The following is a 24,289-nucleotide window of genomic DNA, read 5'->3' as shown; positions in this document are numbered from 1 at the left end:
CAATGGGCCGCCGCCCGTAGTGCGCTTCCAAAATCGACAGGAATTTGCGCGCCTCACTGCGCACTTTGCTGCCACTGGGCCGCAAACGACAGGTGCGCGACTGCGGCGTCCACTCCATGTCCAACACATGGGGCAACGGCGCGCCACGCGGTACGTTTTTGATGAACCATGCCGCCTGCTCCTCCGCCGGACGACAGAAATAGTAGTAGTGATATCCCCCCCATGGCACGCCCGCATTGGCCGCCCCGCTACGATGTGTGTCAAACATCGGATCAGCCAAGTCACCGCCCTCAGTGGCCTTCAGATACGCAAAACTAACACCAGATCGTCGCGCCTCATGCCAATTGATGTCCGTCTGCCACCGCGACACATCAATGCCGTGCACCGGATAGGTGGACGGTGGCCGCCGATCCCACTCATGTGGATCTGCATCGCCATACTTGGGATATGTCACAACTTGCGATGCCAAGCTCTGCACCCGCGCCGCCTCTGCCGCCGCAGCCTGCTCTGCCGCCTGGGCCGCTGGATCATCCGGCACAGACCGGCCACAACTCGCCACCAGCAGTAGAGCCAACAGACCTGTCTTGAAAACTCGCATATCACACCTGAACCAAACCGTTGCGCCCCCTCAGTAAACCGAGAGAGCGCATCTCATTGCAAGCAAAGCTTTTTTGAATGGCGAAGCCCCGCCTAAGCCGCTTTCTTGGCCGCCAAAAACGCTTCCTTGGCCTGATGGCCCTTGAGCGCCGGCAATCCAATCGCGTGCACAGCCAGCACCCCCAGTTTATTGAGCGCCGCAAACACCAACGCATCCATAAACCACGCCAACGGTGTGCCAAGACTGCCCCAGAACGCAGGCAAATCGGCAAAGGCCGCAAACAGATAATTACCGGTAGCTGCATGCACCGCCAGCCCAATCCAGAACCCTGCGCAGTAGGGGCAACGCCACTGCTCGTAGAGAGACTGCAACGGCTGCGGCAGCATCTTAAGGCCCCGCGTGAACCACGTGCCCCAGTGCGGCAAGTGTTCCCAAAACAGTTGGTGGATCGCGAGCCCCAACAAAAGATTTTCCATCGCCATGATCATTTCCTTTCTTTATTTAGTTAGCCTAACTTACTTTATGGGTTGAAAGTTACCCTCCAGCCACCACTCCGCCCTGCTACAGGCTTGGCAATTCACCGAGGTCCTTTTCCAACCGGGTCGCGATCTGCTCATAGACACGCGCCCCTCGCGCCAGCTTCATCTGACCTTCGGGAGTCAGAACAATATGCTGCGCCCGCGCATCCATCATACATTGAAAGCGCGACACCAAATTCCGTGTTTCCAACTTCGCAATCATCGTGCTGGCACTGGCTTTGGTCACGCCCAATGCCTCTACAATGTCCTGCAAATGCTGGCCGTGTTTGTCCTCATAACGCTGCAAATCCGCCTGTTCCTGCACCGCACTGAGATATTCAAACTCACTGAAGCTCAGCTCCAAGTCCCGCGCCGCTTTGGCCCAGGCCCGATGGCAAGATTGGTGCACTTTCTGCAGTTTCTTGGCGAGATCAGACATGTGAATTCCATATAGTTCGCCAAACTAACTACTTGAGTCGCATCACACTGTCAAACCCCTTGCACGCTTGGGCCAACTGCCCTACACACCGCTTGTCCGCGTCTCTTATGAGTCGTTCGGGCGTGCTGTGCATTGCATGTATCCTCGGTTTCTTCGTCGAAGATGGCAAAAAATCAGTACCACAAGACAAGAAAAGACGACCTGAACTCTGGCGGGCGCTATACGCGGACCCGGAAGAAGACCAAGAGCTCTGAGGTGCATCAAACCTTTGTGGATATAACCACAAGCATCATAGGAGATGATCCAATGGATCTGATCGCACAGCTCGAAGCGGAGCAGATTGCTACGCTGGGGAAAGACATCCCCGATTTCAAAGCCGGTGACACCATCCGTGTTGGCTTTAAAGTGACCGAAGGTTCGCGCACCCGTGTGCAGAACTACGAAGGTGTTTGCATCAGCCGTAAAAACGGCCACGGCATCGCTGGCTCGTTCACTGTTCGCAAGATTTCCTTTGGCGAAGGTGTGGAACGTGTGTTCCCGCTGTTCTCGACCAACATCGACAGCATCACTGTAGTGCGTCGTGGTCGTGTACGTCGCGCCAAACTGTACTATCTGCGCTCCCGTCGTGGTAAGTCCGCGCGTATCGCAGAAGACACCACCTACAAAGCCAAAAAAGCGTAAGGAGCGGTATTATGAAAGCAGACACTCATCCCGACTACCACTTCATCGACGTGAAAATGACCGATGGCACCATCGTCAAGATGCGTTCCACCTACGGCAACGAAGGCGACCAGCTGGCGCTGGACGTGGACCCATCCGTGCACCCTGCATGGAACGGCGGCTCCACCCGCTTGATGGATGCCGGCGGCCGCGTCTCCAAGTTCAAAAAGAAATACGAAGGCCTGGGCTTCTAAGCACAGTTACCCTCGTAACAGAAAACGCCGCCTCCCTCGGGGCGGCGTTTTTTGTTGGGCAAGTCAAAACTAGAGCTGCGCAGACGCCACATATGATGTGAAGGGCACCACATAGCCGCTGGCCTTCTGGTACGGCGCAAGGGCCTCTCGAATTTCGTTAAAAGCCTGATCCCGAACCACCTCATCGGCCTGCCAGAAGTTTCCAACAACCACCGGCGGCAACGCCCGAATGTGATTGGCCACATACGCCTCAAACGGCGGTAACATAACCTCCACCGTTTCGCTCTCAATGGCCACCTGCGCCAGGCCTGCCCCTTCAAACCAGCTTTGCACCGCGGCCTCTCCAGCCTCCACACATGTGGCTTTCGCAGCCGCCGGATTTAAGGCAAACCCGCGTTCCAGCACACCAAACACGGTCTCTAGGTAAGGCGATTGCGCCCGAGGTGCCCAAACCGTCACGGCAATCTTCCCACCTGTGCGGGCGACTCGCGCCATCTCTTTTACCCCCGCTGTCGGGTCTGGGAAAAACTGCACCCCTTGCTGGCAGATCACCGCATCAAATGTGTCTTCCTCATATGGCAGGTCCAGTGCTGACGCCTCCTGCCATCGCACCGCAGCGCCCTCCGCCTCCTCAAGGGTTTCGGCGAGAGACAGCATGGCCGCATTGATATCACTGCCAATCACAGCTCCGCCTGGCCCGACACAGGCCGCGGCCCGGCGTGTGGCAAACCCGGTCCCGCACGCTACATCCAAAACCTGCTGATTTGGCTTAATCGCCACCGCCATCAAGTGCTCAACAAACGGCGCCATAAAGACCCGCACATATTGGTCATAAAACTGCGGCCCACTTTCGCTGACCTGAAATCCAGATTCCCTAACCATACCGGCCTCCCTACCCACACATCGTTGCACCACCACACCCTAGAGGTTTGAAGAGCCAAAGCACTGGGGGTTTTACACACCTGCGGAACCATGCAAGTGCCAGCCAGCGGGAGCACCCAGCTCACGCTCGGCCTCATCTGGGGAGCTCAAGAAGTGTTACGGGCTGCTTCATTGTAACAAAGCAGCCAATCCTTGCTTTGTGTTCCTGCCATCACATGCCAGACTGTGATCTTTCGGAGCGTACCCGCCGGAGGCCCACATGCTCAAAGATCATTATGACAATCCAATTTCGACATCTTCAGCGGAAGCGCAATCCAGCTATGACCGCGCAGTGCACCTGTTCCTCGGAGCCAACTTTGGTGCCGTTGACGCCTTCGCCGACGCCACAACCGCAGATCCCAATTTTGCCATCGCCCATGCGGGCAAGGCCCGTGCATTGATGATGACGGGCGACATGCCAGCCGCCAAAGCGGCGCTGGCTCAGGCGCAAGCTTGCGCAACCCAGTCCTCGCCACGCGAGAAAGCGCACATCAATCTGTTTGCCTTGATGCTATCTGGCAAAGCCGCCGAAGCCCGCAGCGCTGTCTGGGAGCATGTCCGAGACCACCCGCGCGACGCCCTAGCAGCACAGCTTTGCTCCAACGTCTTTGGCCTTATAGGGTTCTCCGGCAAGGTTGGACGCGAAGCTGAATTACTGGCTTACACAACTGCGCTGCTGCCACATTACGGCGACGATTGGTGGATGACATCCATGCACGCGCTTTCACTCTGCGAAACCGGGCAAATCGACTCGTCCCTGACACTGATGGAGCAATCCCTCGCAGCCAACCCACGCAACGCCAACGCTTCTCATTTCAAGGCCCACGCCCAATATGAGGCGGGCGCCACAGCAGAAGGCCGTGCCTACCTCTCCAACTGGTTAGAAAGTTACGACGACCGCGGCGTCCTGCATGGGCACCTCAACTGGCACGTCGCTCTCTGGGCGCTGCAACAGGGCGATGAAACCGCGATGTGGGAAGCCGTGGACACCCGCGTGGGCCCCGACGGTGCCAAAAGTTTGCCGATCAATGTGCTAACCGACACAGCTGCCATCCTGTATCGCGCGCAACTGGCAGGATTTGACGTCGCCGCCACACGCTGGAAATCGCTCAGCGACTACGCGGCACAATGTTTCCCCGAAACCGGCCAAAGCTTTGCGGACCTTCATGCTGCCCTCAGCCACGCCATGGCTGGCGAAGGCGATCGCCTCGCCTACATCGCAGACACCGCAAAAGGCTATTCCGGGGACCTGATCAAACCCATGGCTGCCGCGTGGGGTCAAATTGCCCGATCCGATTGGGCAGAGGCCCTAACCAACCTTACCCCCGTCATGGCACAAACCGAGCGTCTTGGCGGCAGTCGCGCCCAACGTGACCTGCTCGAGCTCACTTACGCCAATGTGCTGATGAAATTGGGCAAAACCGACGAGGCGCAGCGTAGCCTGTCAACCCGCCGCCCGGTTCTGGCAAACGCACCGCCGCTTGCAATCACGCCGTGACCACCCGTCTTCCTCGTGTGCGCAGCAAGATCAGCCCCATAATCGCGATGTTCAGCGCATTCCACGCAATCCCATTTATGAACGCCAGCTCATAGCTGCCGCTCACGTCGTAAATCCACCCCGACATCCAACCACCTATCGCCATACCCAGGATGGTGGCCATCATCACAAAGCCCACGCGGCTCCCGGCCTCTTTGGCGGGCATGTATTCCCGCACCACCAGTGCATAGGCGGGCACAATGCCGCCCTGCGCCAGACCAAAGGCTAGGCTGACCAGATACAGTGGCACCAGCCCATCAAATGGCAGGAATAGAAACAGCGCCCCCATCTGCAAAATTGACCCAATCAACAGTGTCAGAACACCGCCCAACTGATCCGCCACCAGCCCGCTGATCAAGCGACTGACAACCCCGCCCATCAGCATCAGCGCGAGCATCTCCGCCCCCACGGCGGCGCCATAGCCAAGGTCCACGCAAAAGCTCACAATATGCACCTGCGGCATGCTCATCGCCACACAGCAGCCAATCCCGGCCAGCCCCAAAATCCACATCAACGGCGCCGGTTTAAACGGCGCCCCCGCCTGCCGCGCCTGCGCCGCACTGTCCTGCGCCGCCAAGGCCTCCGCTGGCACTTTTGGGCGCAACAAAAACGCCAGCGGCACCACCGCCGCAACTGTCATCACCGCCAAAACCACAAACACCGCCCGCCAGCCATAATCGCTCAACACGCCGGACAGCAGCACCGGCCAAATCGCGCCGGACAGGTAATTCCCGCTGGCCGCAACCGCCACAGCAATGCCACGCCGCTTCTGAAACCACAGCGACACATCCGCAATCAGCGGTCCAAAACCCACCGCCGTGCCAAAGCCCAGAAACAGATGCACAAACGACAACATCAGCACTGAGCCACTCATCGCCGCCGCACTATAACTCACCGCGCTGAGCACGGCCGCGCCAATCAACGCCTTGGTCACCCCCCAGCGATCCACGGCCTGCCCAATGACAAAATTGCCCACCGCAAAGCCAACCATCGTCAGCACATACGGCAATGAGGCATCCGCCCGATCGATGCCAAATTCCGCCTGCACCGCAGGCATCACCACAATCACCGCCCACATGCCCACATTGGCAAACACGCCAATCAAAAGTGTGATGGCGAGGCGAATCCAACTGTAACGGCTGTCGAGAATGGGATGTGTCATGGCGCCACGCTAGGGCGGCGCGACACAAGTGTATAGGGCCAGAGACTGCCCGTTTGATCGCCAAATTTTGCCAATCCCGCTTTCCGTGCCAAACTCCTGTCATTTAGTGAAAGGAATTAACGATGGCTCTGTTTTTCTCGCGCCGCACATACAACGCGCAAAAGAAGAAATTTACCGACAACCCCGCCGCCCTCACCCGCTATGTTTCTATGACCGGTCAGAACAACGACGGTTCTGTCCACACGGGCGGCATTGTTTCGCAATCCGATTGGCTCAAACAGGTGCAACAGGCGGGCGGCACCAAAGAGATCCTGATCTATGTGCACGGCTTCAACACCTCACAAAAAGACATGCTGGACCGGCTTGGAAAAATTGAAACCGGCGTCAAAGCGCAGGGGTTTGACGGCGCAGTGATTGCCTACGACTGGCCCAGCGACGGCACCATTTTTGCCTACAACAAAGATCGCTCTGACGCCAAAAAGACCGCCCCGCACCTGGTAGGAGATGGGATTTTACCGCTTTTGGCCTTGTCTCCGCGCCCAAAAATCCACCTGATCGCGCATTCCATGGGTGGGCTTGTGGTCTTGCGCGGCTTTTCGGACTTTGGGGACTCCGTGGGCCATTGGGGCGTTGAACAAACCATGTTCTGCTCCGCCGACATCGACGCAGCATGGCTGGAAAAAGGCGCTTGGGGCGGGCTTGTGCTCAAACAACGCAGCAAGCGCTTCACCAACTACTACAGCGGCCGCGACATGGTTCTGGCTTTGTCAGGCGGCTTGATCAACGGCGGGCGCGAACGCGCCGGCCACGTCGGCATGCCACCACTCATCACCAAGGGGCACTGGGATATTTATTGCAACGAGCAGTACAAGAAACACGTTCCAGACGCGCAGCAAACCACAATCAATTCCCACCGCTGGTGGTTTGACAACACAGGCTTTTACAAAGACCTCGCCCTCACCCTGGACGGCAAAGACGCCGAAACCATGTCCACACGGCGGCCCACCAATCAAGCGGACTTGGCGCTCTTGACTTGACCCAACCGGGCGGTGCCTCTTACGCGCCGCCCACCTGCTGATGCACCTCAATCACATTGCCCTCAGGGTCCTGAAAAAACACCTGATGCCATTCTTTGGCAAAGGCTGTGCCGTAGTCAGAATACGGCACGCCGTTCTCCTCGAGCACTTTCAGAAACGCCGCCAAATCATCGGTGCGAAAGGCAATGTGCCCGCGGTCTACCGGATTGATCACCTGCCCGTTTACAAAGGCCACATCCAGCCGCCGCTCCGCCAAATGCATCTGCATATCCCCGTCGGTGGCAAAGCGGATCTGCCCGTCATAGCCGCTTTCGCCGTCCGCCTCGGTGCGTGGAAACTCGTCTTGCGGAATATCGTCCAGCCCAAGAACCTTGGTGTAAAAGTCGTGCAGCCGATCCACATCTTTGGAGACAAAATTGATGTGGTGAAATTCGAGTTTCATGGGCGGCTCCTGCGCGAACTATCTTTGCGCTCATAAAGACCGGAACCCGGCCTTTCTTCAAGCGATCAACGCGCCACTAAGCAGCCTTCCCCGCCAACCCAAACAACAACACCCGTGTATTCGCCGCCAACCACTCTTCCGCATAAGCCTCGTCGTTGAGCACAGTCTTGCCGTCCCCCTTAAACGTGGCCGCATACATGATTTGATTGCCGAGCCGATCCAGCACCATGCCGGTGATCAGCTCCACCTCCAGCTCCACATCAACAAACCCCGCCGCCTGCGCCTCTTTAAGGTAACCCGCAAAGCCCTCATGATAGCGCGCACCGCCCACAAATCCGCGGCTCTCCCGCACCAAAATGCGGAACACCACTGCCTGTGAAATCAGCGCCCGGAAGGTCTCGGAGACAAACATCTCCAACCGCAGACGCATTTCCTCTGCTGTCTTAGGGGGCTTGGAAATCAGCCGCAGCGGCACATCAAACGTCGCCGCTGTAAACTCGTCGATGATGGCGTTGAACAACCCTTCTTTGGTGCCAAAGTAATGGTGGATCATGGTTGAGCTGGCGTCCGCCGCCTTACAGATTTCACGCACCGAGGCCCCAGCATAGCCCCGGTCCGCAAACAATGTTTTGCCAGCATCAATCAAGCGCGCTTTGATGGATATGTCCTGCATATGACCTCCCATTGCCGCGCCCATCGCGCAGATCAGGCCGCGTGTGCCGCCGCCTCAGATTTGATTTTTTCTACCTTTCTGGGGTGCGGTTGACCAGTCTCCACAAAGTGTTGAATCTCCTCCAGACTGCGAATGAAGCCCGCATCCAGACCTTTGGTCAGCATCCCACGCATCGGTTTGGCAAACCATTTTGGCGTGGCCTCCCCAATCCAGGTCACTTCACAGGTTGCATCATTGATAGGCCGCACAATCACCGTAGACGTGTAGCCTTTCATAGGCATGGCTTTGGACCCTTTATGTAGGGTCACATCCACGCTGAGGGTCATCGCCGCCGCGTCAAATTGGGTCAGCACCTCTTCTTGGTACATAGGCGCAAATTTGTGGAACAGGTAGGAATTGCGACCCTTTGCGGGCGCACCGGGCAAGGCCGGACCCTCGATCGCTTCGGCGCGCGGGATGGCCGCCATCCAGCGGTTCACGGCAACAAAGTCATCCCCAATCAACTTCCAGGCAGCGGAGGCAGGGGCTTTCACGGTGATTGAATTTTTTGAGGTCATTGCGCGGCCTTTCAGTTGCAGCATTTCATCTAACAATCGTTAGATAGAATCGATGGATCGATAAGTCAACTGAGTCGCAACAGCACCCGAAACGCAAAGCGCAGGGTCACCGCCCCACGGCGCACCCTGCTCAGCTCAAATTTTGAAGTGTTAAGCGGCGTGGCGCCAGCGCCAGCGCGTCACCTTAGCCCTTAGGGTCCGCGGCCGTTTCAACAACCTGTTGCTGAAACGGCGGTTCCCCAAAGCTGCGAAACTCGCCATTGTCTGCGTTAAACGCCCACCGCGCGACCAACAGCTGGTACTCCTTAGTGTACAGGTCTTGCTCGTGCTCATCTTCCGCAACCCGCATGCGCCAAGAGCCCTGCACCCGCGTCGGCACACGCACATCTTTGCGCGTTGGCGTTTTGGCGGCGCGATAATTTGCGTTGTCCCACTTGCGTTTCAAAAGCGTCACCAGCTCCGCGGCTTCCCGCTTTCGGCGGCCTGCAAAAATCACATCAATCTCAACGTCATTTTGCACCAGGCCTTTGATGATCACATCGCCACGGGAATTTTTCGAAAATTTTGGAATCAGATTCACCACCAATTCTGTTGGCGGTTTTTTGAACAGACCCCCATCTTCATAGGCAGGGGTGATCAGGGCTGGGTTTTCGATACGTTTCTTCAAGGTCTGGTCCGCTGCTGCGTTGGGGTTTGCACCCGTTCGTACAGCGCCAATAGTCTTCGAAACGCCTTAACAATTTATTGGCATGAGAGACAGAACGTCGCAGCAATCCGTGCAAAATTGCACATCCAAAACCGAGACTCTCTCGCAATCGCCACCGTCGCAATACAGCCGCGATACAGACGTTAAACCGACGTGAAAATTGGGGCCCTTATTGCCCCAACGCCTGCCCCAAATCTGCAATTAGATCCTCGGCATGTTCCGCCCCTACGGAGATGCGCAGCAACGTTTCCGGAATGCCGGTGTGCGGCTCAATGGTGTGGCGATGTTCCACCAGGCTCTCCACGCCACCCAGCGACGTGGCGCGATGGAAAAGCTTCATCTTTCCCGCCACTTGCAACGCAGCCTCTTTGTCCCCTTTCACAAGAAAAGACATCAGAAACCCCGCCCCACCCGGCATCTGCGCCGTGGCCAAATCATGTTGCGGATGGCTCTCAAGGCCAGGAAACAACACGCTGTCGACTTTGGGATGATCCTCCAAAAAACGCGCTATTTTCATAGCGTTATCCACCATACGCTCGACCCGCAACGCCATCGTGCGCATCCCGCGCAACAGCAACCACGCCTCAAACGGCCCCATCACCGCACCCGCGCTGGCCCGATCCACTTCGATCTCTTCCCAAACCGGCGTGACCTCTTTGCAAACCAACACACCTCCCAAAACATCTGAGTGCCCATTGATCACCTTGGTGGTCGAGTGCATCACAATATCTGCGCCCAATTTCAATGGGTTGGTCAAAATGGGCGAGGCCGCCGTGCTGTCCACTGCGAGCAGTGCACCGCAGCTTTCCGCCGCCTTTTTGGCCGCTGTGACATCGGTCACTTTCAGCCACGGATTGGACGGTGTTTCCACCCAAACCACGTTGGCCGGTCCCTTAGCGCACTCCGCAGTCAATGCCGCTGTGTCACTTGCGTCCACCTCGTTGATAACAATCTGACGGCGCTCACAAAAATCCCGAATCCACTTGGTGGTATTCCAATAAATCCCGCTCTGCACGATCACCCGGCCGCCGGTTGGCACCGTACGAAACAGCGCCGTAATTGCCGCCATGCCGGACGGGAACAACAGCGCCGCCGCGCCGCCTTCCAACTGCGCCAAAACTGCCTCAGCCTGACGCGCCACATCATTGTGAGGCCGGGCGTAAATGTTGTTTTCATTCAGAGGGTTGTAATTTTCATCTCGCGCAAAGGTGGTCGCCGGTTGGATCGGCGGCACCACGCCCCCGCTCTGTTGATCAATGGCGCCCCCGGCCTGCGCCAACAGGGTTTCCGGCTTCATGTCTTCAAATTCCATAATCATCCCCTTGCGTGCGTGCCGCGCACAAGATCGCAGCGACAGTAAACTTGCAACCCCAACGCACGCCCGTGTAGGAGGTCTTCATGACCCGCGTGATACTCTTCAACAAACCCTTCGATGTGCTGTCGCAATTTACCGACAAAGGCCTTGAGGGCAGCACCCGCCGCACCTTGTCGGATTTCATCGACGTGCCCCAAGTCTATCCGGCAGGCCGTTTGGACCGCGACAGCGAAGGCCTCATGGTGCTCACCGACGATGGCAAGCTCCAAGCCCGCATCGCGGACCCTCGTCACAAAATGTCCAAAACCTATTGGGTGCAGGTAGAAGGCACGCCAGACGATGCAGCACTTGCCGCCCTGCGCACGGGGGTTGACCTCAAGGACGGCAAAACCAAGCCCGCCAAGGCGCAACGCATTGATGGACCAGCCAATCTCTGGCCACGCACCCCACCAATCCGGGTGCGAAAATCAATTCCCGACACATGGATCTCCCTAACCATCCGCGAAGGACGCAACCGCCAGGTCCGCCGCATGACCGCCGCTGTGGGCCATCCGACCTTGCGACTTATTCGGGCACAAATTGGTGATTGGTCACTTGATGGCTTGGAAACCGGAACCTGGCGCGACGCCTAGCGCATCAATCGCTTTTCCTGTGGATAATCACAACATATAGTAGACACCAACAAACCCGCGCCGTAAGAGCCGCGGCACTGAAACACGAGCAGGGACAACGGGAATGGCACATATCATTGTGGTCGGAAACGAGAAGGGCGGCGCGGGCAAATCCACCCTGTCGATGCATGTCGCCACCGCACTGGCACGCATGGGCCACCGCGTGGGTGGAATCGATCTGGACTTGCGGCAAAAGAGTTTTGGCAGCTACGTCGCCAACCGTCGGAAATTCCTACAAAAGGCCGGCCTAGAGCTGCCCAGCCCAGATTACCACGACCTGCCCGAAGTCGATCAAGCCGCGCTGCAACCCGGCGAAAATATCTATGATCACCGCTTGTCAGCTGCGGTTTCGATGTTGGAACCAAACAACGATTTTATCCTGATCGACTGCCCTGGCTCCCACACCCGGTTGAGCCAGGTGGCGCACTCTTTGGCCGACACACTTGTGACGCCGCTGAACGACAGCTTTGTCGACTTTGACCTGCTCGCCAAAATTGATGCTGACGGCGAAAAGATCATTGGCCCTTCGGTCTATTCTGAAATGGTCTGGAACGCCCGCCAACTACGTGCACAGGCGGGCCTCAAGCCCATCGACTGGATTGTCATGCGCAACCGGATGGGCGCGCAACAGATGGTCAACAAAGAGAAAATGGGCAAAGCACTCGACCGTTTGGCCAAGCGCATCGGCTTCCGCGTAGCGCCAGGCTTCAACGAACGGGTTGTCTTTCGTGAGCTGTTTCCTCGCGGCCTCACACTGCTTGATCTGCGCGACACAGGCGTGAAGCAACTCAATATCTCCAACGTAGCCGCCCGGCAGGAATTGCGCGAACTGATCAAAGCGCTGAATCTGCCCGGGGTATCGGTCGACTTCTAAAACCATGGACACGCGCGGCCAAGCGGCACAGCCTCCCGCGCGTCCCACGCGCCTGATGACCATGGCCGCATTGGCCGTGGCTGAATTGCTGCTGGTCATCCTTGCCTATCAAGTCATGGCCTCTATTGAGTGCCGCCAGACCGAGATCGAGGTCGCCTGCCGCGCACTGCGTTCAATGACCGCGCGCGGCTTGGCCGTCATGACTGTGATGGCTCTGTATTTCTGGCTGCGCCCCACCGGCTATCGCGCTCTTGCGGAGCGGGCGATAGCGCACCCCGGCCACCATATCTGGATGCTGGTTCACCTTGTTGGCTTGGCGTTCATCTTTTTGCCGCTAGTTTTGTTTGGCGCGGCGGAAATCTCGCGCGCCTTCACACCAACCCTTATCTTGCTGACCACAGGTGGCCTTCTGACCGCCACAGGTGCCATTTTCTGGGTCACGCCTTTGGGTGTTTGGCGGAATTGGATGCGCAATGACAGCTACCTGTTACCGCTTGCCTTGCTCACGGGGTTTCTGGTCCCCGACTTTGCCGATCTCATGCGCCCTCTGTGGGAATGGAGCACGCTCAGCAGCCTGACTTTCTTCCTTGTGTTTCTTGTCCTAACGCTCACCGGTTTTGATGTGGGGGTACATCCGCCCACCTATGAAATTGGCGTCGAAGGCTTTTGGGTGCAGATCGCCAGCCAATGTTCCGGTGTCGAAGGCATTGCTCTGATCACCATCTTTATGGGGTTTTACGCCATCCTGATGCGGCCCGAACTTCGCCAGAAACGCTTCTGGCTGATCCTGTTCCCACTGGCGGTCTTGGCCAGCTGGCTTTTCAACATCCTGCGCATCACCATTCTGATTGTGATCGGCGCGCGTGTTTCGCCAGAACACGCTCTCAATGGGTTTCATTCTTATGCGGGCTGGCTGATGTTCACCGCTTTGGCTTTGCTGATTGTGCTAATTGCCCATCGTGCTCAATGGTTGCACCGCAATCCGCTGCCAAATCACCCAACAGCCGCCATCCGGCACGACACCCTCGCCGCCAAGATTGTCCCCTTTATTGTGATGATGCTGTCTGGCGTTTTTGTGTCTGCGTTTTGGCCTGATCCGGAAGCAGGCTATCCGGTGCGCGCGGCCCTCATGGCCCTGCCTCTGCTAATTTTTCTTCCAGCCTTGCGCGACTTGTGGCAGCGCCCGTCATTTGAAGCCGCGCTTGTTGGCCTGGTCATCGGCGGCATCTGGATTGTCACAGCGCCTGAACAAAAACTCCCGGAGGCAGAGGCACCAACACTTTTCTGGATTGCCACACGCCTCCTTGGCACCATTCTCTTGGTACCCATCATCGAAGAGCTGTTTTTCCGCGGCTACCTTCTGCGCCGGCTGCACAGAGACTCGCTGATCTGGGCCGTCGTGGCTGTTGCGGTCTCCAGCCTGCTGTTTGGCCTGATGCACGACCGTTTTCTCGCCGGAACGCTGGCGGGTGTGGCCTTTGGCCTGCTCTATCTGCGCCGGTCTGAAACTTCGGATGCCATCACTGCGCATATCGTGGCAAACGCCACCATCGCGCTTGCCGCCCTGCTGACAGCAAAATGGGCGCTCATCTGAGCGCCCACCTAAGTTTCCTCAGCCTGTTGAGACTGGCTTAGCTTTGTTTTTGGCGACGACGGCGCAGTTCCCAAACCAGCGCCAGGGTCGCAAGCACGGCCGCAACGGCCAAAAGCCCCGCACCCGCATCAATTTCTGGAACCGCGTTGGACCCACCACCGGTGTCGCCACCGCCCGTGTTGCCGCCGCCCCACCAGCGCCACCACCAGCCGTACCAACCACCAGCATCCTGCGCAAACGCAGCAGGGGCACTCAGTGTCAGAGTTGTCGCCGCGAGAATTGCGGCATTCATTTTGTTCTTAAGACCCATAAGAATACTCCCGGACCTATCCATTAGTGTTGGTTCAGGGTGCCATAGCCCCCTGTGCCGACTCAAGCGATTTGCTGCAATTGCACAGTATTTCCACAAATCGAGACCCTATTGTCCCCAGTGTCGGAACAATGCCGCATGAGCTAGAAAACTGTCGCTGCCTCTGCTCACAAACCGTTTCACCGAACACCGATTCGCGGCATTAAAAGCGCCCTGCCAGTTTGGACAACAATGATTTTAGCACACGCACTTCATCTTCACTCAGCTGCGCCTGCAAACTGCCCTCGTACTCTTGCGCCACATCGCGAAGGTCACGATACACCTTCTCACCCGCAGGCGTGAGCTCCAGCCACTCCACCCGCCGATCTTCTTCGCTTCGCGCACGTTGCACCAAGCGTCGGTCAGCCAACCGTTGCACCGCACGGCTTACTTTGGTTTTGTGCACCTTGCCTTTGGCGCCAATCTCGGTGGCCGTCAGCCGCCCAAATATTCCAAGATGAAACAGCACCCGCCACTCGCTGCGCAACAGTCCATAGCGATCTTTGTAGACCTTCTGAAACCCAAGGCTAGCCTCCTCCGCTGCCTGATTCAGCAGATACGGCAGGAAGGCCTGTAAATCGAAGTCTTCAGAATTTGTCATGGTGTGCGCGTCCTCCTGCTTGTTAGTTACAAAAACGACTATTACCACCGCAACCAAATTCGAACTCAGGAGCGACCCGATGACCAAACACACAGTTCCGACCCGCATGCAGAAGGCCCCCTCCATGGCAGGCCCGCATGAAGGCTATATGCCCGGCTTTGGCAATGACTATGAAACCGAGGCACTACCAGATGCCTTGCCGCAGGGCATGAATAGCCCGCAGAAATGCAACTACGGCCTTTATGGTGAGCAGCTCTCCGGCACAGCTTTCACCGCTGAAAATGTAGAACGCACATGGTGTTACCGCATTCGTCCCTCAGTGAAGCACAACAACCGCTACGAGAAAATCGACGTGCCGTATTGGCAGTCTGCCCCCAATGTTGATCCAGAGTTGGGCAGCCTTGGCCAATACCGCTGGAACCCGGTGCCCCACACCGAAAAGGCGCTGACCTGGATAACCGGCATGCGCACCATGACCTCCGCCGGGGACGTGAACACACAGGTTGGCATGGCCACGCATATTTACCTGGTGAACACCTCAATGGAGGATGACTATTTCTTCTCCGCCGATTCCGAACTGCTGGTTGTGCCCCAAGAGGGCGTGCTGCGTTTCTCGACCGAGTTGGGTATCATCGACGTGGAACCAAAAGAAATTGCCATCCTGCCCCGCGGATTGGTGTATCGCGTGGAAGTGCTCGAAGGCCCGGCGCGTGGTTTTGTTTGTGAAAACTATGGTCAGAAGTTTGAGCTGCCCGGCCGTGGCCCGATTGGCGCCAACTGCATGGCCAATCCACGTGACTTCAAAGCACCCGTGGCCGCCTATGAAGACCGCGAAGTGCCCTCAACTGTGACCGTCAAATGGTGTGGCCAATTCCACCGCGCCGACATCGATCAATCGCCGTTGGACGTTGTCGCTTGGCACGGCAACTACGCGCCGGTGAAATATGATCTGCGCACCTATTGCCCGGTTGGCGCCATCCTGTTTGACCACCCAGACCCCTCGATCTTCACAGTGCTGACCGCGCCTTCGGGGCAACCCGGCACCGCCAACATTGACTTCGTGCTGTTCCGCGAGCGCTGGCTGGTGGCAGAGGATACCTTCCGTCCACCGTGGTATCACAAAAATATCATGTCCGAGCTGATGGGCAACATCTACGGCCAGTACGACGCCAAACCGGAAGGCTTTGTCCCGGGCGGCATGAGCTTGCACAACATGATGATGCCGCACGGCCCAGACAAAAACGCCTTTGAAGGGGCCTCCAACGCCAATCTCGGCCCCGATAAGCTCACCAACACAATGTCGTTTATGTTCGAGACCCGCTTCCCGCAGCACATCACCCAATTTGCCGCCAACGAGGCCCCGGTGCAGGATGACTACATCGACTGCTGGACAGACATCGAAAAGAAATTCGACGGCACCCCGGGCAAAAAATGATGTAACGGTGTGCAATGAATGCACACACTACGTAGGGTGTGCCCTCCGGGCGCACCATTGCCCAGTACCAACAACCGCGGGAGACCCTCCAGTTGAACCAAGTCACTCTTCTGGGCACCAAAGGCGGTCCAGCCATCCGGCCCGGCACCCGCATGCCCACCTCGATCCTTGTGCAGATGGATGGGCTTACCATTCTTGTGGACGCGGGCCTTGGCGTGAGCCGAGGCCTTTGCGATGCAGGTGTGGCCCTGACCGATCTTGACGCGATCTTGATCACACATCTGCATTCCGACCATTATCTGGAACTGGGACCCCTTCTGCACACTGCCTGGACAGCAGGCTTAAACAAGCCCATCCCAATTTATGGCCCCAAAGGGCTGGATCACTATTGGGCCGGTTTCCTCAATGCGATGTCCTTTGACGTGGAGCTGCGGCTGCGCGACGAAGGCCGTCCGGATCTGGCGCGTCTGGCCCAAATCCATGTCTTGGAACCGGGTCAGATGGACCTGGGCCCACTTAAAATCACCACCCTGCGCAACGCACACCCGCCAATCACCGACAGCTTTGCCCTGCGGTTTGACAGTGCGTCTCACAGCGTGGTGCTCTCCGGGGACACCGCGCCTATTGCGGACATGGCCGATCTGGCCAAAGGCGCCGACCTTCTGGTGCATGAGGCGATGTTGTCAGCGGGCATCGACGCGCTCTGCGCCCGCGTGGGTAACGGTGATGACCGTTTGCGCATCCATCTAGAACGCAGCCACACCCCCGCCGCCGAGGCAGGCCGTATTGCCACAGAGGCTGGTGTGGTCCGCCTTGCCCTCAATCACCTCGTCCCCTGTGACGATCCCAACTTCACCGAGACCCACTGGCAGGACGAAACCTCCCGCACGTGGTCCGGTCCTCTTTTCATCGGCACTGACGGGATGAAAATCCCGCTCAACTGACCGCAACACAAGGAAACGCGCATGTCTTTGTTAAAATCCTGGGTCGCAAGCGCCAACGACGCTGCCTGCCCTTTCCCACTTAATAACCTGCCGTACGGTGTGTTCTCCGTCGATGACGGCGAATTGCGCTGCGGCACCGCCATTGGCGACCGCATCATCGACCTCACTGGCCTGGAAGAAATCAGCACCCTGCGCGCTGATCCGGACGCCGATGTTCTGGACGCGCCGTATTGGAACGACTTTATGGAGTTGGGTCCAGAGGCTTGGGCGGGCTATCGCACGAAGCTTCAGAAGATGCTCTCAGCGGACGCCCCCGAAGATGTCCAAGAAGCCCTGACCTATTTCTCACTGCCCTTGGCCGACGCCACGCTGCACATGCCGATGGCGGTGAGCGAATACACCGATTTTTACGCCGGTCGCCACCACGCAACCAACGTGGGCACCATGTTCCGCGGTGCCGAAAATGCCCTACCGCCAAACTGGCTGCACATCCCGATTGGCTACAACGGTCGCGCCTCTTCTGTCGTGGTGTCCGGCACCGATGTCCGCCGTCCTTGGGGGCAACTCAAATCGCCAGATCACGACACCCCTGCCTTCCTGCCTTGCCGCCGCTTTGACATCGAGCTGGAAATGGGCGCCATTGTTGGCCAGTTCTCCGACCACCCTGTGACCGTGCAAGAAGCCGACGACATGATCTTTGGCTACGTGCTGCTCAACGACTGGTCTGCGCGCGACATTCAGGCCTGGGAATACCAGCCGCTTGGCCCCTTTCAAGCCAAAGCCACCGCCACCTCGATCTCCCCGTGGATCGTCACCAAAGCCGCGCTGGAGCCCTTCCGCACTGATACGCCCAAGCGTGAATTTGAGCTGCTCGATCACCTCAAAGACGTCGGCCCGATGCTCTATGACATCGATTTGTCGGTGAGCATGGCACCCGAAGGCACAGAGGCAACGGAAATCGCCCGCACCAACTACAATCAAATGTACTACTCCGCTGCGCAACAACTGGCGCATCACAGCACCTCCGGCTGCCCAATGAACGCAGGCGATTTGCTGGGCTCCGGCACCATTTCCGGACCTACAAAACCGGAACGCGGCAGCCTTTTGGAGCTCAGCTGGGGCGGAAAAGAACCGCTGACCCTTGATAGTGGTGAAACCCGTACCTTCATTGAAGATGGAGACACGCTCACCCTCCATGGCGCGGCCAAAGGGGACGGGTACACAATCGGATTTGGTGACTGTACCGGCACGCTTCTGCCCGCGCTTTCGGATCCTTTCGAAAGGTAATCACCATGACCGTTTCGCCTCGCTATGTCGGATACATCGCCCAAAGTTTGGACGGGTTTATTGCCACCCCGGATGGCGAGGTGGGCTGGTTGGACCCGTTCAATGCAGCGCTGGCGGAGTGTAGCTGCGAAGACGCAGGCGGCTACAATGCGTTTATCAATGAGGTCGATGCGGTCCTGATGGGCCGCGCCACCTACCGACAGGTGATGGGCTGGGGCTGGCCTTACGGCGACCGTGCCGGCTACGTGCTCACGCATCGCCACGACTACAAAGGTGATCATATCACTGCCGCTGGCCCCATTGATGGCCTACGCGCCGCCATTGAGGCCAACGGCCACCAAAAAGTCTGGATCATGGGTGGCGGTGAAACCCAACGCGCGGCGCTGGATAGCGGCATGTTTGACGAACTTTCCGTCTTTGTTATGCCGACGCTGTTGGGCGACGGCCTGCCCTGCTTTGCCAAAGGCGCACAACACAACTTGACCCTCAAGACCTCCAGCCAAAAACCCGGCGGCATTTTGCAGCTGGATTACGATATGCACGACAGCAAAGCTGCTTAAGCCTTACAACATATCATTCAACAGGACCTCAAAACATGGCCAAAGCCTTCGCCTCCCAAGGGGACATGACCGAGAAAAAGACCTCTTTCACCGAAGTTGGAGACGGCCTCTACGCCTTCACTGCCGAAGGTGATCCAAACTCCGGTGTGATTATCGGCGATGACAGCGTGATGATTGTCGAGGCACAGGCCACGCCGCGTCTGGCAAACAAGGTTATTGAATGCGTGCGCTCCGTGACCGACAAGCCGATTTCCCATGTGGTGTTGACCCACTACCACGCCGTGCGCGTGCTTGGCGCGTCGGCTTATGGTGCGGACCAGATCATCATGGGCGACGCCGCTCGCGCTATGGTGGTGGAACGTGGACAAGAAGACTGGGACAGCGAATTCCAACGCTTCCCACGTCTGTTTGAAGGCCACGAAAGCATCCCCGGCCTGACCTACCCCACCACCACGTTTTCCGACGACATGACAGTCTACCTCGGCAACCGCCGCGTTGACCTCATGCACCTGGGCCGCGCCCACACAGCAGGCGACATCGTGATCCACGTGCCGGACCAGAACGTCATGTTCACCGGCGACATCGTCGAATACCACTCCGCCTGCTACTGCGGCGACGGGCATTTTGCTGATTGGGGCGACACGCTCGGCAATATTGCATCTTTTGACGTGGACGCCATTGCACCCGGTCGCGGCGACGCATTGATCGGCAAACAGATGGTCAACGCCGCGATTGAGAACACCCGTGACTTTGTCGAGAGCACCTACCGCCCCGCCGCCAAAGTTGCGGCCCGTGGCGGCACCCTGAAAGAAGCCTGGGACGCCGTGCGTGCCGAGTGTGATCCGAAATTTGCCGACTACGCGATTTATGAGCACTGCCTGCCGTTCAACGTCGCCCGCGCTTATGACGAAGCCCGCGGCATTGACACGCCACGCATTTGGACGGCACAACGAGACATTGATATGTGGAACGATTTACAAGGTTAGGTTGATGAAGGTAATGCATTTCAGAACCGCAGCTCTCAAGGCACTGGTGGTTCTGGTGCCTTCTTACGTGGCCGCATATTTCAGTGACAAAATGGTTTGGGTCGTTCCCACTCTTGCGGCCTCTAGCTTTTTTGCTGCATCCATTGGGGTTGACGAAAAAAGTTACACTCGACGTGTCGACGAGGAAACCGACGACAGCAATGATGCGGAAAACTACGAACCAGTTGAATCTTCCGAAGCAATCGAAGGCGGCTAAAGCAAAAGAAGATTCCCCGCGTCCTTGATCTATGTCGTGGCGCGCCATCCCATGGAGCGCCACGCTAAGCCCCAACAAACGCGCCCGTTATTGGGAGGAGGAGCCCCATGAGCAAGATTTTTGACGTCCCGCTCTACGCCTATGAGCGCAGCCCGGATCAAGACGAAGGTATGCCTGTCCGCCACTCGGTGGTGATCATTGGTGCTGGCCCCGTAGGTCTCGCAACCGCCATCGATCTGGCGCAGCAAGGCATCAACACCGTCATTTTGGATGACAACGACCGCGTGTCCTTTGGCTCACGTGCGATTTGCTTTGCCAAACGTCCACTGGAAATTCTCGACCGTTTGGGGTGTGGCGACGCCATGGTCAAACGTGGCGTGCAATGGGACACCGGCAAAGTCTTCTTTGACACCCGTCAGGTTTATGAATTCAGCCTGACCGAAGAAGAAGGCCACAAAAACCCTGCCTTCATCAATCTCCAGCAATACACCTTTGAACAAGTTTTGGTCGAACGCATCCGCGAGCTGCAGGGTGAAGGCGCACCCATCGAAATCCGTGGCCGCAACAAGGTGGAGGCCATTGGCCAACACGACGACCACGTCAAACTCGAAGTGGAAACCCCCGAAGGCAGCTACACGATTGAGGCAGACTGGCTGGTGGCTTGTGATGGCGCCAACTCCCCCACCCGCAGGATGCTGGGTTTGGACTTTGACGGACAGGTCTTTGAAGACAATTTCCTGATCGCCGATGTGGTGATGAAGGCTGACTTCCCCTCCGAGCGCTGGTTCTGGTTTGATCCGCCGTTTAATCGCGGCCAATCCGCCCTGCTGCACAAACAACCCGACAACGTCTGGCGCATCGACTTGCAACTGGGCCGCGACATCGACAAAGAGCGTGAAAAGCGCCCGGAAAACGTAATGCAGCGTCTCAAGGCCATGCTGGGGGATGACGCAGAGTTCGACCTCGAATGGGTCAGCATTTACACCTTCCAATGTTGCCGCATGGACCGCTTCCGCCACGGCCGCACGTTGTTTGCTGGCGACTCCGCTCACCAAGTCTCCCCTTTTGGCGCACGTGGTGCCAACTCCGGCCTTCAAGACGCCGACAACATTGCTTGGAAACTGAAACTGGTGCTGGACGGCAAAGCGCCAGAAACCCTGATGGACAGTTACAACATCGAGCGGGTCCACGGCGCAGATGAAAATATCCTCAACTCCACCCGCTCCACCGAGTTCATCACACCCAAATCAGAGATGAGCCGCATTCTGCGTGACGCCATTTTGGACCTTTCGGCACATCACGCATTTGCGCAGCCGGTGGTCAACTCGGGTCGTCTCTCAGTGCCCTGCACCTATGACGGCAGTATGCTGAATTCGGCGGACGCACTGGCCGCACCAGACCTCACCCGCCCCGGCAGCCCCTGTCCGGATGCACCACTGGGTGACGACCACCTGCTTGGCAAACTGGGCAATGACTTCATTCTGCTGACCATCGATGCAGACGCGCCGGACGGCTTTGAGGAAGACGGCGTCACTGCCACCCGCCTCGCCCTGTCGGTGCGCGACGACCCATCCCTCACGCTCAAACGGCAATACCTCGGCGATGCCCCCTCTGGTGTCTATCTGATCCGACCGGACCAACACGTCGCCGCCCGCCGTGAATCTTTTGATGAGCCCCATTTCCGCGCTGCTCTGCGCCGCGCCACAGGCAAGGAGTGATCTGATGTCTGACAAGCTGATCCTGAATCCTAATCTGGACAACGCCGACGGCTTCTTTGACGCCCTTGCCCGCGCCCATGACGGTCTTGAAAAATCCACCAGCGACGCGCTTAACGCTCGGCTGATCTTCCTGCTGGCCAACCACATTGGCAACAACGACGTACTCACCGAAGCCCTGGCAGCGGCGCAAAACAGCGGCCACCAGCGGTGAGAATCGCCCCATGAACACAGTGCTGTATGACTACTGGCGCGCAATCCGAAAGAGTTCGCGCCAGTCTTGGACATCAATCGTGCGCATCCGGACAAAGCCCGTCTCGACTAGGTTTTAGAGCTCAATCTCGTTCAGATCGTTGAGCAGTTCCAAAAGCTGCTCATAACGGTCCGTGCCAAGATGGTCACGCAGCTTGCCCGCATAACTCTTGGCTGCGGGAATGTTGTCCGCAATCAACCGGCACCCGTCTGAGGTGGCATTAATCACCTGCCGACGGCCATCCTGCTCATCCCGCGCCCGCGTGATGTAGCCCTTTTCTTCGAGCTTCTGCAAAATCCGCGTCAGGCTGGGCAACAACAACACCGCCCGATCGGCAATGGTGGTGGGATCCATAGGGCCTTCTTCAACCAACACACGCACCACACGCCACTGCTGTTCAGTTACACCAGCATCGGCAAGCAATAATCGTGCCGGTTTCATCACCTTCTCTCTGGCGCGCAGCAGCGCGATTGGAAGCGATTGAGATGTATCGGGAATATTGGTCTTGCCTGTCATACCTCCTACATGCACCGGAATAGTTCAAAAGGCAATTTGTTTGGCTTTCCTCCCTCGCCTCCGCAGCGTCACACGCATCAGAATGTGCAAAACGGCACCGACCAAATTGGTATGGTTCTATCGTCCTGCAGACCTACGTAGTTTCCCCGAATTGACCCATTTCCCCCCTGCCACCTACCATGGCCACAATCGCCGTGATCCCAAGTTGCGGTTGAGTTCAGGGAGGAACACTCATGAAGAAATGGCTCATCTCGGGCGCGATTTCTGCTTTGGCGCTGACCAGCGCCGCATCCGCAGACATTAAGATCGCCCACGTATATGGCAAAACCGGCCCCTATGAGGCCTACGCCAAACAATCCCACGACGGCCTGATGCTGGGTCTAGAATACGCCACCGGCGGCACCATGGAGATCAACGGCGAAAAAATTGTTGTGATCGAAAAAGACACCCAGCTGAAACCAGACAATGGCAAAGCCCTGCTCGAGGAAGCATACGGCGACGACGAAGTGGACCTCGCCGTTGGCCCCGTCAGCTCCGGCGTGGCGCTTGCAATGCTGCCAGTGGCAGAAGAATATGAAAAGCTGCTGATCGTGGAGCCCGCCGTGGCCGACAGCATCACCGGCGCAAACTACAACCGCTACATCTTCCGCACCGGCCGTAACAGCTCGCAAGACGCCGTGGCCAACGCCATCGCTCTGGCTGGTGAAGACGTGCACATCGCCACATTGGCCCAAGATTACGCCTTTGGCCGTGACGGCATCTCCGCCTTCCGCGAAGCACTCGAAGGCCAAGGCCAATCGATTACGCATGAAGAATACGTGCCCACCGACACCACCGATTTCACCGCCGCGGCAGAGCGCATTTTCACTGCGATGAAAAACCTTGAAGGCAACAAAAAACTGTTCATTATCTGGGCCGGTGGCGGCAACCCAATGGGCAAAATTCAGGCCATGGACCCGTCCCGCTTTGGCGTTGAGATCGCCACAGGCGGCAACATCCTCGCCGCGATGAAAGCCTACAAAGACTTCCCGGGCCTCGAAGGCGCAACCTACTACTACTATGACATCCCCAAAAACGATGTGAACAACTGGCTGGTGAAAACTCACCAGGAGCGTTTTGGCACCCCGCCAGATTTCTTCACCGCAGGGGGCATGTCCGCAGGCATCGCCGTTGTTGAGGCCATCAAAAAGGCTGGCGGCACCGACACCGAAGAGCTGATCACCGCGATGGAAGGCATGGAGTGGGAGACCCCCAAAGGCACCATGAAATTCCGCGCCGAAGATCACCAGGCGATGCAGACCATGTACCACTTCAAGATCAAAGTGGATGACAACGTCGAATGGGCCATCCCGGAGCTGGTGCGTGAGCTGAAGCTCGAAGACCTGCCCATCCCGGTCCGCAACTAAGACCGTTCCCTAACCTCCATGGC

At 57.7% G+C, this 24,289-nt stretch carries 29 protein-coding genes; 16 read left to right on the top strand and 13 right to left on the bottom strand.

Going from position 1 to position 24,289, the window contains the following annotated elements; translation table 11 throughout:
- The 3 genes from QZ517_RS04340 to QZ517_RS04330 form a co-directional block, all read right to left on the bottom strand.
- A partial coding sequence (locus tag QZ517_RS04340; protein ID WP_294222685.1) for a GH25 family lysozyme occupies positions 1-574 on the bottom strand: 574 nt, incomplete at its 3' end.
- A gap of 116 nt (positions 575-690) precedes the next feature.
- The gene (locus tag QZ517_RS04335; protein ID WP_294222682.1) at positions 691-1,080 is read right to left on the bottom strand and encodes a hypothetical protein; all 390 of its coding nucleotides are present in this window, start codon (positions 1,078-1,080) and stop codon (positions 691-693) included.
- 79 nt (positions 1,081-1,159) lie between these two features.
- Positions 1,160-1,555 carry a MarR family transcriptional regulator gene (locus QZ517_RS04330; RefSeq protein ID WP_294222677.1) on the bottom strand — a complete coding sequence of 132 codons (396 nt, stop codon included), beginning with the start codon at positions 1,553-1,555 and terminating at the stop codon, positions 1,160-1,162.
- A 306-nt stretch (positions 1,556-1,861) separates the two neighbouring features.
- On the opposite strand from QZ517_RS04330, the gene rplS reads away from it, so the two are divergent.
- Both rplS and rpmE read left to right on the top strand, forming a co-directional pair.
- On the top strand, positions 1,862-2,236 hold the full coding sequence (gene rplS / locus QZ517_RS04325) for a 50S ribosomal protein L19 (RefSeq protein WP_294222674.1): 375 nt from the start codon (positions 1,862-1,864) through the stop codon (positions 2,234-2,236).
- A gap of 11 nt (positions 2,237-2,247) precedes the next feature.
- Positions 2,248-2,469 (top strand): 50S ribosomal protein L31, encoded by a 222-nt coding sequence (gene rpmE, locus QZ517_RS04320; RefSeq protein WP_283426784.1) that lies wholly within the window; start codon positions 2,248-2,250, stop codon positions 2,467-2,469.
- 69 nt (positions 2,470-2,538) lie between these two features.
- Here rpmE and QZ517_RS04315 read toward each other — a convergent pair whose 3' ends face one another.
- Positions 2,539-3,351 (bottom strand): class I SAM-dependent methyltransferase, encoded by an 813-nt coding sequence (locus QZ517_RS04315; protein ID WP_294222667.1) that lies wholly within the window; start codon positions 3,349-3,351, stop codon positions 2,539-2,541.
- Between the two features lie 259 nt (positions 3,352-3,610).
- On the opposite strand from QZ517_RS04315, the gene QZ517_RS04310 reads away from it, so the two are divergent.
- Positions 3,611-4,888: a tetratricopeptide repeat protein gene (locus QZ517_RS04310; RefSeq protein WP_294222664.1), complete on the top strand. Its 1,278-nt coding sequence runs from the start codon at positions 3,611-3,613 to the stop codon at positions 4,886-4,888.
- Here QZ517_RS04310 and QZ517_RS04305 read toward each other — a convergent pair.
- On the bottom strand, positions 4,878-6,089 hold the full coding sequence (locus QZ517_RS04305; protein ID WP_294222662.1) for an MFS transporter: 1,212 nt from the start codon (positions 6,087-6,089) through the stop codon (positions 4,878-4,880). The two genes, QZ517_RS04310 and QZ517_RS04305, sit on opposite strands and share 11 nt — an antisense overlap.
- A 122-nt stretch (positions 6,090-6,211) precedes the next feature.
- Between QZ517_RS04305 and QZ517_RS04300 the strand changes: the two genes are divergently transcribed.
- Entirely contained in the window at positions 6,212-7,126 is a 915-nt protein-coding gene (locus QZ517_RS04300) for an alpha/beta fold hydrolase (protein ID WP_294222659.1), read from the top strand.
- A gap of 19 nt (positions 7,127-7,145) precedes the next feature.
- On the opposite strand, the gene QZ517_RS04295 is transcribed toward QZ517_RS04300, so the two are convergent.
- The 5 genes from QZ517_RS04295 to QZ517_RS04275 all read right to left on the bottom strand — a co-directional run bounded on the left by QZ517_RS04295 (position 7,146) and on the right by QZ517_RS04275 (position 10,816).
- Positions 7,146-7,568, bottom strand: a complete 423-nt coding sequence (locus tag QZ517_RS04295; RefSeq protein ID WP_294222657.1) for a VOC family protein — start codon at positions 7,566-7,568, stop codon at positions 7,146-7,148.
- Between the two features lie 76 nt (positions 7,569-7,644).
- Complete coding sequence (locus QZ517_RS04290) at positions 7,645-8,241, bottom strand: TetR/AcrR family transcriptional regulator (RefSeq protein ID WP_294222654.1); 597 nt, start codon at positions 8,239-8,241, stop codon at positions 7,645-7,647.
- A 32-nt stretch (positions 8,242-8,273) separates the two neighbouring features.
- A complete protein-coding gene (locus QZ517_RS04285; RefSeq protein WP_294222651.1) occupies positions 8,274-8,798 on the bottom strand; it encodes an SRPBCC family protein in 525 nt (174 codons plus the stop codon).
- 184 nt (positions 8,799-8,982) lie between these two features.
- Positions 8,983-9,465, bottom strand: a complete 483-nt coding sequence (locus QZ517_RS04280) for a hypothetical protein (protein WP_294222648.1) — start codon at positions 9,463-9,465, stop codon at positions 8,983-8,985.
- A 208-nt stretch (positions 9,466-9,673) separates the two neighbouring features.
- A complete protein-coding gene (locus QZ517_RS04275; protein WP_294222645.1) occupies positions 9,674-10,816 on the bottom strand; it encodes an aminotransferase class I/II-fold pyridoxal phosphate-dependent enzyme in 1,143 nt (380 codons plus the stop codon).
- 86 nt (positions 10,817-10,902) lie between these two features.
- Between QZ517_RS04275 and QZ517_RS04270 the strand changes: the two genes are divergently transcribed.
- The 3 genes from QZ517_RS04270 (at position 10,903) to xrtE (ending at position 13,958) form a co-directional block, all read left to right on the top strand.
- Positions 10,903-11,451, top strand: coding sequence for a pseudouridine synthase (locus QZ517_RS04270; protein WP_294222642.1), 549 nt, complete (start codon positions 10,903-10,905; stop codon positions 11,449-11,451).
- A 103-nt stretch (positions 11,452-11,554) separates the two neighbouring features.
- Positions 11,555-12,364 carry a division plane positioning ATPase MipZ gene (locus QZ517_RS04265; protein WP_294222637.1) on the top strand — a complete coding sequence of 270 codons (810 nt, stop codon included), beginning with the start codon at positions 11,555-11,557 and terminating at the stop codon, positions 12,362-12,364.
- Between the two features lie 4 nt (positions 12,365-12,368).
- A complete protein-coding gene (xrtE, locus tag QZ517_RS04260; RefSeq protein WP_294222634.1) occupies positions 12,369-13,958 on the top strand; it encodes an exosortase E/protease, VPEID-CTERM system in 1,590 nt (529 codons plus the stop codon).
- A 37-nt stretch (positions 13,959-13,995) separates the two neighbouring features.
- On the opposite strand, the gene QZ517_RS04255 is transcribed toward xrtE, so the two are convergent.
- Positions 13,996-14,268, bottom strand: coding sequence for a VPEID-CTERM sorting domain-containing protein (locus tag QZ517_RS04255; protein ID WP_294222631.1), 273 nt, complete (start codon positions 14,266-14,268; stop codon positions 13,996-13,998).
- Between the two features lie 202 nt (positions 14,269-14,470).
- Positions 14,471-14,908, bottom strand: a complete 438-nt coding sequence (locus QZ517_RS04250) for a MarR family transcriptional regulator (RefSeq protein WP_294222627.1) — start codon at positions 14,906-14,908, stop codon at positions 14,471-14,473.
- 79 nt (positions 14,909-14,987) lie between these two features.
- Here QZ517_RS04250 and hmgA point away from each other — a divergent pair, with 79 nt between their 5' ends.
- From hmgA to QZ517_RS04210, 8 genes are all read left to right on the top strand, one after another.
- On the top strand, positions 14,988-16,343 hold the full coding sequence (gene hmgA / locus QZ517_RS04245; protein ID WP_294222624.1) for a homogentisate 1,2-dioxygenase: 1,356 nt from the start codon (positions 14,988-14,990) through the stop codon (positions 16,341-16,343).
- A 92-nt stretch (positions 16,344-16,435) separates the two neighbouring features.
- A complete protein-coding gene (locus QZ517_RS04240) occupies positions 16,436-17,287 on the top strand; it encodes an MBL fold metallo-hydrolase (RefSeq protein WP_294222621.1) in 852 nt (283 codons plus the stop codon).
- Positions 17,288-17,308: 21 nt separating this feature from the next.
- On the top strand, positions 17,309-18,574 hold the full coding sequence (gene fahA / locus QZ517_RS04235) for a fumarylacetoacetase (protein WP_294222618.1): 1,266 nt from the start codon (positions 17,309-17,311) through the stop codon (positions 18,572-18,574).
- A 5-nt stretch (positions 18,575-18,579) separates the two neighbouring features.
- Entirely contained in the window at positions 18,580-19,134 is a 555-nt protein-coding gene (locus QZ517_RS04230) for a dihydrofolate reductase family protein (protein ID WP_294222615.1), read from the top strand.
- Between the two features lie 35 nt (positions 19,135-19,169).
- Positions 19,170-20,120 (top strand): MBL fold metallo-hydrolase, encoded by a 951-nt coding sequence (locus QZ517_RS04225; RefSeq protein ID WP_294222612.1) that lies wholly within the window; start codon positions 19,170-19,172, stop codon positions 20,118-20,120.
- 4 nt (positions 20,121-20,124) lie between these two features.
- Positions 20,125-20,376, top strand: a complete 252-nt coding sequence (locus tag QZ517_RS04220) for a hypothetical protein (protein ID WP_294222609.1) — start codon at positions 20,125-20,127, stop codon at positions 20,374-20,376.
- A 107-nt stretch (positions 20,377-20,483) separates the two neighbouring features.
- On the top strand, positions 20,484-22,094 hold the full coding sequence (locus tag QZ517_RS04215) for an FAD-dependent oxidoreductase (protein WP_294222606.1): 1,611 nt from the start codon (positions 20,484-20,486) through the stop codon (positions 22,092-22,094).
- A 4-nt stretch (positions 22,095-22,098) separates the two neighbouring features.
- On the top strand, positions 22,099-22,305 hold the full coding sequence (locus tag QZ517_RS04210) for a DUF2783 domain-containing protein (protein WP_294222604.1): 207 nt from the start codon (positions 22,099-22,101) through the stop codon (positions 22,303-22,305).
- 114 nt (positions 22,306-22,419) lie between these two features.
- Here the strand turns inward: QZ517_RS04210 and hpaR are convergent, their stop codons facing one another.
- Positions 22,420-22,860, bottom strand: a complete 441-nt coding sequence (gene hpaR, locus QZ517_RS04205) for a homoprotocatechuate degradation operon regulator HpaR (protein WP_294222601.1) — start codon at positions 22,858-22,860, stop codon at positions 22,420-22,422.
- Positions 22,861-23,093: 233 nt separating this feature from the next.
- Between hpaR and QZ517_RS04200 the strand changes: the two genes are divergently transcribed.
- Positions 23,094-24,266: a substrate-binding domain-containing protein gene (locus QZ517_RS04200; protein WP_294222598.1), complete on the top strand. Its 1,173-nt coding sequence runs from the start codon at positions 23,094-23,096 to the stop codon at positions 24,264-24,266.
- Positions 24,267-24,289: the final 23 nt, after the last annotated feature.

Origin of the sequence: uncultured Shimia sp., assembly GCF_913054185.1 — a bacterium.
GTDB lineage: Bacteria > Pseudomonadota > Alphaproteobacteria > Rhodobacterales > Rhodobacteraceae > Shimia.
Note: the sequence above shows the minus strand (reverse complement) of the source record. Positions and strands in the feature narration are given on the sequence as shown.